Annotated in this window: 8 protein-coding genes; 6 read left to right on the plus strand and 2 right to left on the minus strand. The window is 51.2% G+C overall.

Features of this window, described 5'->3' with window-relative positions:
• The first annotated feature begins 550 nt into the window (after positions 1-550).
• The 6 genes from AD666_RS02460 to AD666_RS02485 are packed head-to-tail and all read left to right on the plus strand — an operon-like array spanning position 551 to position 10,157.
• Positions 551-751 carry a hypothetical protein gene (locus AD666_RS02460; protein WP_039591846.1) on the plus strand — a complete coding sequence of 67 codons (201 nt, stop codon included), beginning with the start codon at positions 551-553 and terminating at the stop codon, positions 749-751.
• Complete coding sequence (locus tag AD666_RS02465; RefSeq protein ID WP_053147196.1) at positions 744-1,649, plus strand: DUF4007 family protein; 906 nt, start codon at positions 744-746, stop codon at positions 1,647-1,649. The genes AD666_RS02460 and AD666_RS02465 overlap by 8 nt, the downstream gene beginning before the upstream one ends.
• Positions 1,642-5,103 (plus strand): hypothetical protein, encoded by a 3,462-nt coding sequence (locus AD666_RS02470; protein WP_053147197.1) that lies wholly within the window; start codon positions 1,642-1,644, stop codon positions 5,101-5,103. The genes AD666_RS02465 and AD666_RS02470 overlap by 8 nt, the downstream gene beginning before the upstream one ends.
• On the plus strand, positions 5,081-5,908 hold the full coding sequence (locus AD666_RS02475; RefSeq protein WP_053147198.1) for a phosphoadenosine phosphosulfate reductase family protein: 828 nt from the start codon (positions 5,081-5,083) through the stop codon (positions 5,906-5,908). Before AD666_RS02470 ends, AD666_RS02475 begins: the two co-directional genes overlap by 23 nt.
• Before the next feature lie 31 nt (positions 5,909-5,939).
• Entirely contained in the window at positions 5,940-8,330 is a 2,391-nt protein-coding gene (locus tag AD666_RS02480; protein WP_053147199.1) for an ATP-binding protein, read from the plus strand.
• A gap of 15 nt (positions 8,331-8,345) precedes the next feature.
• Positions 8,346-10,157 carry a hypothetical protein gene (locus AD666_RS02485; RefSeq protein ID WP_053147200.1) on the plus strand — a complete coding sequence of 604 codons (1,812 nt, stop codon included), beginning with the start codon at positions 8,346-8,348 and terminating at the stop codon, positions 10,155-10,157.
• Positions 10,158-10,317: 160 nt separating this feature from the next.
• Here AD666_RS02485 and AD666_RS02490 read toward each other — a convergent pair whose 3' ends face one another.
• Positions 10,318-11,451 carry a hypothetical protein gene (locus tag AD666_RS02490; protein ID WP_156315905.1) on the minus strand — a complete coding sequence of 378 codons (1,134 nt, stop codon included), beginning with the start codon at positions 11,449-11,451 and terminating at the stop codon, positions 10,318-10,320.
• A 401-nt stretch (positions 11,452-11,852) separates the two neighbouring features.
• Entirely contained in the window at positions 11,853-13,100 is a 1,248-nt protein-coding gene (locus AD666_RS02495) for a ribonucleotide-diphosphate reductase subunit beta (protein ID WP_053147204.1), read from the minus strand.
• Positions 13,101-13,283 lie beyond the last annotated feature (183 nt).

The raw sequence follows: 13,283 nt of genomic DNA on the forward strand, positions 1-13,283 counted from the left end.
GTTAATGAGTTTTTGAGGCTCAGCCACGAGGAATATCGGTTTGCCATCGCCGACCCATGGATATCAATGCAGCCTTGCAGGTTGATGCGTTGGGCGGTCCAAGCAGTTCCGTTGCGCGGCGGTAGGCCTGGGGTTGTCGGCTTCCTTCGCCGCTTTTCTGTGGATTACCCCGGTGGGCGGTGTAGGACGTCCTCTCCCGAAGCGTTGCGGTTTGCCTGAAACACCATCTTCGCGCATCGGCAGCACGTGGTGCTGACGCTCTGCCGTAAGGTCGATTCAGCAAGCGGCACCGCTTCTTTTCTTCGCCTCGCAGGCGCCCCGTGCAGCGCTCGTAGCGCTAGCTCTCCATTTCTACTCTGCGCATGCGTAATAGGCGGGCCGGACGTAGTATCATTTGGCCTTGATGCTTGGCTATCCTGTTGCCATCAGCTAATACGCTGAAAAATCTGCAAAAAACGCTATTTTTGACATTCTTAACGCTCCCGAATGACAGTCAGTAAAGTATCATTCAAGTATTCAAAGAGCCTGTTACCAGGCGTGGAGTACCAGAATGAAGGTGTTTTTTGATACCCGTAGGATCCAGAAGCTGGGGCGGGTAGCTCTCGGAGATCAGATACTGCGGAATGCCGGGCTGGAAGAGGGTGATCAGGTCGACATTTATTTTGATGCCGCGACCAAGCGCATCATCATTGAAGCGGCTGCACGTGATGCAGAACAGGAATCGGTCCAAGGAGAGGTGCGTAATGGCTGAGCCGCGGCGCGACGAGCGTTTTTCCGGACATGAGTCGTTTGTCTGTCGCTATGGGTGGTTGCCCAAGGTTCATACGGCTGTCAGCCAAGATCCCTATGCCCTCAAGGATGAAGCCCGAGCTACCCTGACATTGGGTATCGGCCGAAATATGGTTAAGTCGGTGCAGTTCTGGGCGGAGGCATTCGGTGTCCTGGAGGCGCGTACCCAGGGGGGAGGCTTGCAGTCCGGGCCGTTGGGTCGACTGTTGCTTAGTGACGATGGCTGGGATCCGTTCCTCGAACACCCTGAATCTTTATGGCTACTGCACTGGTGGATGTCTACTCGCGCGGATGTGGCGGTGTGGAACTTAGTCTTCGGCACCGGAGGTTTCTCTCGCTTCGATCGCAAGACGCTGGTTAAGGCCCTGCAGACCCGCGCCGAAAATAACGGCAAGAAGCTTGCCGGCTCGACGCTAGAACAGCATGCCGGTCTGTTTTTGCAATCCTACAGACGCGAAGCCTCCGCGCTCGATGACACGTCTTGGTGTCCATTGCAGGATCTGGATCTGTTTGAGCAGGCCACCGCCGATGATGGGGCGACCGTCTACCTGATCGGTCGCAATGCTCCGCTAGGCATCACCAGCCGCGTCGTCCTGTTGTCCCTGAGTGACTACTCGCGCCGTGCGGAGGCGCGCAGCCTAAGCTTGGAGACCTTGTTGCACGGCCCATTCAGCCCTGGCGTTGTGTTCCGTCTAGATGAGTTTCAACTGCGTAGACTGCTGGAAAACGTAGAACGGGACTTCCCCAGCGCTGTGCGCTTTGTGGATACCGCTGATACCCAGCAAGTCATTTTTGAACCTGCCCAGATGCCCGAGTGGGCGCAGCAGTTGCAGACAGTACGGGATGATTTGAATGTCTGAGTTTCTGATTGAACAAATTGAGCTGGATGGTACGTTTCTTCGCTCGATCTCCCTTACTCGCGATCTGCATTCGCCGGAGTCGCTCGACAATTACCTGATCACTCCGGCGGTCCTTACGGTGCTGCGTCAGATCGGCGGCGCCCTTCATGCCGGAAGTGCACAGCGTGCGTGGAAGGTCATGGGACCCTATGGCAGCGGCAAGTCTGCCCTTGGGTTGTTGATTGCCCGTCTGCTCGATAGTAAGCATGCCGACGGTCCGCTCGCGCAGCAGTTGCACGAAGTCGCCCCTGAGATCGCGGCCGCTTTCCGCGCGCAAAATAACCGATTTGCGCTTGCTGTCTCGGGCTCACGTGTTTCCTTGGGCGAGGCGTTGGCCCAGGCGATGCTGGACGCCTTGGCGAGTCTGCCCAAGAGTCGCATAGCGACACAATTTGCACGGCAGGTTGATCTCGCGAGTTCGTCCTACCGCGAGTTACCGATCAACGCTGCGGTCGGAGCGATGCTGGGCGATTTTGTGGCAGTGGTTCAAACGGCCGGCTATCGCGGTGCTTTGCTGCTGGTCGATGAGTTGGGCAAGTTCATCGAGCACGCCGCGTTGCATCCCGAGGGTGGCGACTTGATGGCGTTGCAGCAGATCGCTGAAGCCGCCTCGCATTCGACCGATGACCGCCTTTTAGTAATGGCCATGCTGCACCAGCATTTCGATGCCTATGCACGCGGTGTGGGGCGGTCCCTATCCGAGGAGTGGCACAAGGTTTCGGCGCGCTTCGATGACGTGCCGTTCGACGAACCAGTAGAGCGTTACGCGTACTTCGCCAAGCATGCCTTGGCCGTCCAGGCACCGATCACCGAGAAGGTGGATTATCAGCAAAGGGCACGGAGCCTCTACGCCACAAGTGCAACGTTCAATTTCTTCCGAAGTATCGATGGAGATGCCGTGCTGGGTCAGGCGGAGGTGCTGTACCCGCTGCACCCCGCTGCCCTTGCATCGCTCGCCGTGATCTCCAAACGCTTCGGCCAAAGTGAGCGTTCTTTCCATGCATTCATGCGCGGGCATGAAGTCGGTGCTCTACGTGATTTTGCCACTACCACGGCAGCAAGTCCGGACGCTTGGTATACCCTGCCACATCTCTATGACTATCTTGCCGCCGGCAGCGGACTGCACTTCCGGGATCTGGAGCAACAGCGTCGCTGGGATTTTGCTTGTTCGGTAATTGAACGCGGTGACGCGGATCTGTCCGAGCTGCAAGTTCAGTTGCTCAAAGCCTTGGCGGTCATCGAACTGGTTGCCGCCACGTTGCATGTGGTGACGACCGCCGAATTGCTGGCCTTCACTGTGATGAACGAGGGCGGTGCCGTCGAAGAGGTTCAGGACGCCCTGGCTGGATTGGCCTTCCGCTCCATCCTGCAGCACCGGCATGCCAATAATGACTACGTGTTTGCGGTGAGCACGGCCGTAAATATTGAGGCACTGTTTCAGGAGACCTTGCAGCGTTCTGAGCAGGAACTGATGTTCAGTGGCATTGCTCATGTTTTGTCTGACCGAAGTGTTATCGCAAGCCGCCATTACCAGCAGACGGGGACTTTGCGCTCGGCGCGTGTGGTAACCGGCGCTCCTGAAACCATCAAGGCGGCCTTGGCTCAGCCTACGCAGCATGATGGAACCATTGGCTTGATGTTTGTCGATGCGGCGATGATTGAGCAGGTCAATAACGCCCAGCAGATCGTTGTCGAGATGCGCGACCCGCAGACCCTGAGCGCAATCATTCGCGTGGGGGAGCAGGAGCGGGCCGCGTTGATCGAATACTCACGATGGGCCTGGGTACACGACCAGGTAAAAAGCCGTCTTTTGGATCCGTGGACCGAGCGTCATGTGGAGACCCAATTGGGCCGGGCCAGGGAGCAGGTCGCTCGACTCGTCCTGGCGATCCTGAATCGTCAGCACGAGTCCAATAACAGTCTGAGCTACTGGTACGCTGGCGAGGTCGTCGTTGGCAGTCAGTCGATGAACATGAGTCAAGCGGCTTCTTGGTTGTTCGATCGTGTCTTCAACTCGGCGCCCGTCATCCACAATGAATTGATCAACAAAGACAAGCCGTCCTCGGCAATTACCCTGGCTCGACAGCGACTCTTCGAGTTGTTGGACAAGAATGGTGATCAAGAGCTGCTGGGGCTCAGTGACTTCCCTCCAGAGCGTCTCCTGTACGGATCTTTGCTTCAGTCCACCCGCCTGCATCGCCAAGTGGGCAAGCGCTGGCAGTTGAGTGCTCCAGACAAAGATAGCGGCGAAGGGATCCGCAAGGTTTGGGCTGAGTTGGATGCGGCCCTCAAAGCCGATGACCAGATCAGCTTCGCAGACGTCATTGCGCGCCTCGCATTGCCACCGCTGGGCGTGCGCAACGGACCGGCTTCGATTTGGTGCGTCACCTATTTGCTGGTCAACCGCGACTCCTGTGCGATATTCGAGCGCGGCAGTTTGGTCATTGCAATGACACCGGAGCATTTGCAGCGGATGTTCCGTAGTCCGCAGACCTTCAAGCTCCGGAGGTTCGACACTGTCAGTGAACGGAAAGACTTGGTTCAGGACTATGCCGCCGCGCTGGGTAGCGTTGGGGTACAGGTCGGCATCGATGCGACGTACCTAGATGTCGCTCGGGAGATGATTCGCTGGTATATGCGGTTGCCTCAATATACCCAGGAAACACTGCGCGTCTCTCCGACCACCAAAGCCCTACGTGATGTACTCAAGCGAGCAACTGACCCTGTGGCTCTGCTGGCTCAGGATATTCCTCGTGTTCTTGCGGCTGGGCAAAGCAGCGCCGGTGGGGATTTCCGCACCTCGCTTGGCAATTCGCTGACCGAACTGGGCTTGGCTTTCAGGTATTTGCAAGATGAGATCAGTCAGGCGATGGGACAAGCCTTTTCCATCGCAGGCTCGCTGAAACTGTTGCGTAGTCAACTGCAGGCTGAATGTGCCGATGTGGTGGGGCGATTGGTGGAAGCTGATCTCAAGGCCTTCATCATGCGCTGCTCGGACATCACATTGACCGATGACAAGTGGCTCGACTCCATTGCGAGTGTGGTCGTCCACCGACCCTTGGATGTCTGGACGGATTCCCAGGTTCCGTTGTTTGCCAGCCAGGTCAAGGCGCTTTGCAAACGTTACAAACGCTGGCTTCAGGTTGCCATGTCTGACGGTGAACTGGAGCGTCATACCCAGCGTTTTGTCGGTTTGACCCTGACGCTGCCCAGTGGTGAAGAGGCAGCGATGCTGCTGACCGCCGATACGGAAACTCAAAATGCTGCGGATCTCTTGGTTGAAGAGATGACACAGCAGGCAGGCGGTGATCGAGACCGTGTTGCTGCCACTCTGGCACAGGCGCTGATGAAACTTCAGAGCACGGCCAACACGGAAAAAAAGGAGAGGGCGCATGAGCAAAGAACCGCAGGTTAGACATATTCTCAGCCTGTCCGGTGGTAAGGACAGCGCGGCGCTGGCGATCTACATGCGTGACCGTGTGCCGGAGATGGAGTACATCTTCAGCGACACGGGCAAGGAACTGCCGGAAACTTACGACTATTTGCAGCGCCTAGAGAATTATCTAGGCAAGCCACTACATCGCTTGAATGCAGACCTAGGCTTTGATCATTGGTACACCATGTATGGCGGAATGATTCCTTCGAATCACCGCCGTTGGTGCACCAAGATGCTCAAGCTTAAGCCATTTGAAGATTTCTGCGGCGATCAACCAGTGATCAATTACGTAGGGCTACGCGCGGAGGAGAATCGCTCGGGCTACATCAGCCACAAGACCAATATTAAGGCGGTCTACCCGTTCCAAGAAGACGGATTGATATTGCGTGACATCGAAGAGATTCTCCGAACCTCGGGGGTCGGTATGCCGCCCTACACCAAATGGGGACGTACGCGGTCTGGCTGCTTCTTCTGCTTCTATCAACAGAAGATCGAGTGGGTGCGTTTGAAAGAGACTCATCCTGATTTGTATGAAAAAGCAAAAGAATATGAAGTGCCGTTTGAAAAAACGGGAAATTTCTTTACCTGGAGTCAAGGCGAGAGCCTTGCTGAGTTAGAAAGGCCTGAGCGAATGGCTCAAATCAAGCGAGATCATGCCCTTCGGGTCGAACGGCAATCTCAACGCAAAGATAACTCGACACTCATCGCGGTATTCTCGGATCATGAAGGAACGGAAGTTCCGGATGACGACGATGATCAGGGGTGCTTGGTGTGCCAGCTGTAGATTAAGTGGGAATTGCTAATTAGGGATAAATATGGCTATTAATTTTAAAGCAAGAGTCCTGCTGGAGCTGGGGGCGGAGTTAATTAGCTCTGATGCGGTTGCTATTTATGAGCTAGTGAAAAATGCGCTGGATGCAGGCTCGAAACGAGTTGAAATTGATATCGATATCGCCTTGCAGTATTCCGCATACAGTCAGCTAGAAGAGTCTTTGCTATACGTCATTAATGACGAAGATTCCGATTTTGATGCGAGAGCTTTTAATGCTCTCGTCAGTAGCTGCATTGAAAACGATGTTACTGCAGAAACGAAGGGCCGATTTGATAAGGCTTACGGGGCGCCCTCGAGCGCTGCCGAAGCCCTGAGGAGCCTTAGGGCAGCATTTTGTGAAGGTAGCACAATTGTCATCCGGGATCATGGATCAGGAATGTCAATTGAAGCGCTGAACTCTTGCTATCTAACTGTGGGGACTCCAGGAAGACTGATCGAAAAAAATATTTTAATTGGAAAAATTGATAAAAATCAAATTCAGGGAAATATTAAGTCATCCCAGAAGTTGCCGCTGGGAGAGAAGGGCATTGGCCGACTTTCCGCAATGCGGCTTGGGCACTTAATTAACGTAAAATCAAAAATGGAAGGGGAGCGAGTGTGGAATTGGTTAGAGCTAGATTGGCGTCCAGCATTCTTAGATCCGAATTTGGACGCAACAGATCTAGATTTTGAACCGTTCCAGCAAGACTGCAATCAAGATGACTACGTCAAAGCAGGCACATCAATTTATATCAGTGATCTTCAAGGGGATTGGTCGTCTGAAAAAGTTGATGGAATTATAAATAATGATCTTGCTAAGTTGGCGGATCCGTTTAAGTCTGTGGCGGCTAATAAATTCATTAATCTGAAGTTTCAAGGTAAGCCTCGTTCCATTCCCCATCTTGACCAAGAACCCTTGTCAGCTGCCGATGCTGTTTGCAGAGCTCGGCTAGAGTATGATGATACCGGTAGTCCGCATCTTATCGTTAATGTTGACTATAAGCGCTATGCCAGAGAGCGAACGGACAATATTTCTGGTGATCATTTGCGGGCGACAGTCAGAGAAGAGGCTACGACCAAGAAAAAGAAAATTCAGTTAATTGATGGGGAGATAGTGGCCAAAGCGCTCAGAGACTTGGGGCCTTGGGAAATGGAGTTTCATTGGTTTAACCGAGGCAAGATCATGCGGGAGCAGAACGATCTATGGAATCGCTCTGTTAAACCTTTCTTAAAGCAATGGGGTGGCGGATTTCTTGTTTACCGTGATGGCTATCGTGTATATCCATATGGTGAGCGTTCCGACGACTGGCTCGATCTTGATCGAAACGCCCTTGCTGCATCTGCTTATAAGCTAAATAGAGCGCAGATGGTAGGGTATTTGCGGATATCTTCGGCGGCAAACCCCAAACTTTACGACCAGACAAACCGAGAAGGTTTTCGAGACTCCTATGACAAGGAAGCCTTAATTCGCCTATTGCGCTATGTGATACTCTGCGTCTGTCGACCGTTCCTTGAACTTGTAGAAAGAGAAAGTAACCCTCCGGTTGAGGAGGTTGTGGCCGCAGTTGAAGAAAAAATTACGGGATCTAAGCAAAAAGCCATTGCTAGCTTAAAGCAGATTAAAGGAAGAGTTCCCCAAGAAGCGAAAAATCTCGAAGTGGTAATGCATCACTTAGAGGAGGTCAGTGAGGCATGGGAAAGAGCGAAGGTTCGAATAAATAGTTTTGAAGAAGAGCTAGACCAGTTTATGCATCTTGCTGGGGTTGGATTGATGATTGAGTTCATTGCTCACGAGCTAACCCGCGTTACGCAAGATACTTTGCGTAGTGTTTCCTCAGGAAAAGTTCCTCTTGAAGTGGTTGAGGCACAGCTAAAAACACTAGAAAAGAGAGTTCGTATTCTCGACGAATTGAGTGTGCCTGGTCGACAACGGAAGGCGGATCATAATATTTACGATATAGCTGCAATGCTTGTAGAGTTTCATTCTTCAAAATGCAAGCGGCATGGCATCGAAGTGATCTTGACGCAGTCGAGCAAGTCTAAGTTGTCCCGAAGAGTTGAAAAGGGCCAGATTTTGCAGATTCTCGATAATCTATTCAGCAATTCATTTTACTGGTTGGTAAATCGATATGATCAGAGTAAGCCCCCGAGTATTCATATTGATATTGATGGGCTAGCGCAGACGGTACGATTTTCCGACAATGGCCCGGGTATTTCTGCTGAACGTATTGAGTCTGTATTTGATCAATTTGTTACCACAAAGCCTCCCAGAGAAGGTCGTGGCTTAGGTCTTTACATTGCACGCCGCCTGGCTGAGGAAAATGATTCAACCTTGGCGCTGATACAGCCGGATGAAGATGGCATGTACAGGGAATTCGTGATTTCATTTAATTGATTAAGTAGGGATGCTATGGTTTTTAAGATTTCTAAAGCTGCTGTGGTAGATGACTCCTTAGGCGCACCTGCGGCAGGTGCTGTGGAAAGTGAAGACAAAAATAACTGGCTCGATTTTTTGTTGGGAAGCGATGAGGTACAGACTTTTCTCCTTGAGGAGTTTGTAGATCTTGGTTTCTCTGATGTAGGTGAGCTTTTTGCCGAGCTAACCTCCAAGCATGAACTTCTTTCAAAACTTTGGGAGATGAGCATGGAGGAGAAAAAAGCCCAAAAGCTGGGCCTAGAGCATTTGTTCAAGGCTGAGCGCCTGAATCGAATAGGGAAGTCTGAGAAAGCTGAGCTGGTAACAAGAGTTTTAAAGGGAATGGTGGACGACCCAGATGGTGTGCGACAGTTCTCTAATATCCAGAGTGCTGCCGATTTTTTATCTGGTGCTGATGTTGCGTTCATTGATTTTTTCATGAGTGATAATGAAAGTGAAGATCAGGCGCTTGCTAGGATAAAGGCATCAACAGCTGTGCTTAGCAGAGCTAAGCTGGTGTTTTTTATGTCCTCGCGCGCTTCTGTAGAAACGCAACAAAAGGTGAGGGATATATTAGGAGTACGTACTGCGTTTTTTGAGGTGATGACAAAAACGCAGATGAACGAAGGGTTTGTCCAAGCGCGTATCGAGCATAAGACCAAAACCTACGAGGGCAATTGGGCTCTTCAGGGCGTCATAGAAGGACTAATGGCGGCAGCCCATGAGGCCGCTGCGGAATTTAATCAGCAGTCTGAAAATTTAGAAATTCACGACCTCCAGTTTTTAGAACTTTTCCGATTAAATGCCGAGAACCAAACGCTTCCGGAATACTTGACCTGGTTGTTTTCAGAAGCCCTCGCAGCGAAAACAAGACGTCTCGGTTTGCCCAAAGTAGCAAGTAGTACCATAGTATCTGAAGAGGCCACCTTCACTGGCGATATCCTCCAAAAACGCGTTTTGTATGATTTCTTTTCTGAGATTGTATTTTCTCCTGCTTTGTCAACGGGCGGGGCGAGATTTGGTGATATTTTTAGAACTGAAGAAAATAGATATTTGCTCGTCCTGACACCTGCGTGTGATTTGGTTAGATGCGATGCGGCAAAAAATATCCTATGTGTTGAGGCCAGTGTGCTGGATTACAGTGATCCTAGAACACAATCAAAGGAAAAACTATTTGGGAAACACGAGTCGGGGCTCAGGCATCTTCTAAAAGTCGGTGCTGGAGACTCAGAACAATCGCTACTCTTGACTTGGCAAAAAGATTCGATTCATACGTACAAATATGCAGAGCTCTCAGGGCAAGCATTCGAGCGGGTTGGATTGATGAATGAGATCTTTGCTCACGAAGTCAAAGAAGAAGTCTTGCGGAATTTAGGTCGTGTTGGGACTTCAATTAACCCGGCTCCACCGTTTGCATTAAATGCGGTAATTCGCTGGAGATCAAATGGCGCGGTACATACCCATGAAACTCCAGCGGGTGACTTTATTTCAGCAGTACTAACTTATTCTGAGCAAGTCAAAGAGGGAGGCCGAAAACCGGCCCCTACAGTTGTTCTGTCTGATAAGTTTAAGGATTGGGTCGGTCGACAGGTTTCAGAGGAGGCCATAACTGCTGGCGTCCAAATAGAACAGAAGCTAACCCAGTGCTTAGCTGCTCTCGGAGGTCCTCAATTCCCGTTGGATGGAAATCATACGGCGAGAAAAAATGAACTTCTACTTCGAGTGGATACGTCTGCGCCGACCGATGAGCTCCAGGCTAGGGTACTGCTAGAAATTGTTCTGCTGGTCGAGTCAATTGATCGCTAAATTACTAGCGTGGATTTTTTGTAAGTACGGCGCTGGTTGTGCATTGACTAAAGATTAAAAGCATGTGGGTGAAAAGCCATTCTTGCCAGACTGGAAGAGATGGCTTTTCTTTTGCAGTAATTGGCTTGTTCGTAAGTGTTTTCATAATTATCAAGATTTTCTAGTTTGAGTGCCAGTGGTCTAGCGCTCGAATCAGATAGTCAGGTAATTCGTTTGATATTGTTTCTTGCCACTGAAATGAAAGCTTATCGCCAACCACCTCAGGGTGAAAGGCTTGTTCCGCTAGTGATGCCGGGGACGAAAATTTTTTGATATACGGTATCCTAGCAACGTGATTATCTGGATACTCAACGTCGACGATTAAACACAGAAACTCACCAGTAAGTTCAATAGGCGTTTCTGTGACAACTTGAGATTTAGCGTTAATATGGTGAATGGCTGGGATCAAGAACGTTCTGTCGCTAAGTATGTCAGCGCTCTCATTGTGTGATTGGTGTGTTGTATGAACGCTGCGTATATAAAGCTCACTATCTATATGTTCCTGCTTTATTAGAAGTGAAGGTGTATTAACTGATAGGAATCCGTCAGAATTGATAAGACCTTTGCAGAATACATATAATGCATTGTTAATTTTCTGTAATTTCCCGTCGTAAAATGCTATTAGCTCGTAGCCTCCGCCAAAGTGATCGTAAAACGTATCTGAGAAGTCTTGTTTGTTGAATTCGTGATGGAGAAGAAGGCTGAACTGAAAGAGTACAGCACACGTGCCATGGACAACGATTTCGTCCTCTGCAATCTCACCAAGAGGATTTTCTCCGTACATGTAGAGGTACTTCTCAAAAGCCTCCACACCTGAACCAGCGGCGACGGCATTCTCGAAAAGAGCTGAGTCAATCTGAATAACGTTGTGCGCGGTAATAATTGGTTTACTGTCTTCCACTGTGAGTATGATGACTCCGACATCATATCTTTTTAGCTCTGTATCCTCCTCAAGCATTCGGAGCATCAAAGTACCTATGAGTTTTTCAGAAGGTAATTTTCGGAACTCATGGATGATTGATACGATCTCGTCTACCCTGCCAGTGCATGCTATTGCGCAGCTTCCACTCAGCAAAATAATTTTCTGATACAGTCCCGATACTCCTCGCCCACCTGAAATAGGACCGCTGCCATCATCTGATAGGTAGGTGGGAACTTCTGCGTGAGGGAATCCAGGGTGGAGTGGAGCGGTAGCAATTATGTCGCCATATAGAAATGCTGTACCTCTGAATTCAAATCCGGCAATTGCGGTCATACTATTAAATTCCTTTTCGTGAAGTTGTGTTATGCGAAGGTTGTTAGGCGCGAGCGGGCTTGGTTTGAGGGTGTATCGATAAAGTCATTTTTCAGGTTGTTTGCATAGATGGTTCTTTCGCGCAGAGAGACCTAAGAGATTATTATTCTATTGTGCAGTAAGTGAGTGTTGTATTTTCAAGCTGTTGAAAGGGGTAAAGTTTACAAATGACTTTCGTTAAAAAGCCGCCTTCGCTGCTATAGCTGAGGCGGCTTTAAGTTCAAGCTTTTACTGTTTCAGGTTGTCCTGAAAATTCAAACGTTGCTGAAAGTTTACGCTGAGGTATTCACTATGTGTAGACTACCGTTTCAGCGGCTCCTGAAAAAATTTCAGTCGAACATGAAAACCTACGTTCTTTCGAATCAATCCCAGCTCAAAGCCCCACCCGTCTGATACTCAATCACTCGCGTCTCAAAGAAATTCTTCTCTTTCTTCAAGTCCATGATCTCGCTCATCCAAGGGAACGGGTTGGTAGTCCCTGGGTATTCCTCTTTCAAACCAATCTGCGACAACCGACGGTTAGCGATGAACTTGAGGTAGTCCTCCATCATCGCCGCGTTCATGCCCAATACCCCACGAGGCATGGTGTCGCGGGCGTATTCGATTTCCAGTTGGGTCCCTTGCAGGATCATCTGGGTCGCTTCTTCCTTCATCTCGGCATCCCACAGGTGTGGGTTTTCGATTTTGATCTGGTTGATCACGTCGATACCGAAGTTCAGGTGCATGGATTCGTCGCGCAGGATGTATTGGAACTGCTCGGCGACGCCGGTCATTTTGTTGCGGCGGCCCATGGAGAGGATCTGGGTGAAGCCGCAGTAGAAGAAGATGCCTTCCAGGACGCAGTAGTAGGCGATCAGGTTGCGCAGCAGTTCTTTGTCGGTTTCCGGGGTGCCGGTCTGGAACGTCGGGTCGGAGATCGAGCGGGTGTATTTCAGGCCCCAGGCGGCTTTTTTCGCGACCGATGGGATCTCGTGGTACATGTTGAAGATTTCGCCTTCATCCATGGCCAGCGATTCGATGCAGTACTGGTAGGCGTGGGTGTGGATCGCCTCTTCGAAGGCCTGGCGCAGGATGTACTGGCGGCATTCCGGGTTGGTGATCAGGCGGTACACGGCCAGGACCAGGTTGTTGGCAACCAGGGAGTCGGCGGTGGAGAAGAAGCCCAGGTTGCGCATCACGATGCGGCGTTCGTCGTCGGTCAGGCCTTCCGGGTTTTTCCAGAGGGCGATGTCGGCGGTCATGTTGACTTCTTGCGGCATCCAGTGGTTTGCGCAGCCGTCCAGGTATTTCTGCCAGGCCCAGTCGTATTTGAATGGCACGAGCTGGTTGAGGTCGGCGCGGCAGTTGATCATGCGCTTTTCATCGACGGCGACGCGGGCGGATGCGCCTTCGAGTTCGGCGAGGCCTTCGGCGATGTCGAGTTTGTCGAGGGCGGCCTTGGCGCGGATGATCGCGGCCGAGTCGTTGGCGGTCACGGCCCGGGCTTCGAGGGCGGCGGCACCGCCGGCGCTGTCGAGGCGGTCCATGTTGGCTTCGGAAGCGTTGCCGGTGTTGGCGCTTTTTACGGCGACTTCGCCGTCTTCTTTATCGAATTCGTCCCAGCTCAGCATGACGTGTCGTCTCCTGCGTGAGGGCCAGATGCCCGGTGAAGGCCAACTGGCCGCGGTGGATCTTGGAAAAATCGTTTCTTGCAGCAGTGACGCAGGCAATAAACAGAAAAATGTACGGGGGAGCGCTGAAGCGGAGATGGACGCAGGGAGGCGACTGGCCTCTGCGTGGGCTTCAGGCAGGCT

It is taken from the genome of Pseudomonas sp. Pf153 (genome assembly GCF_001269775.1).
GTDB lineage: Bacteria > Pseudomonadota > Gammaproteobacteria > Pseudomonadales > Pseudomonadaceae > Aquipseudomonas > Aquipseudomonas uvaldensis.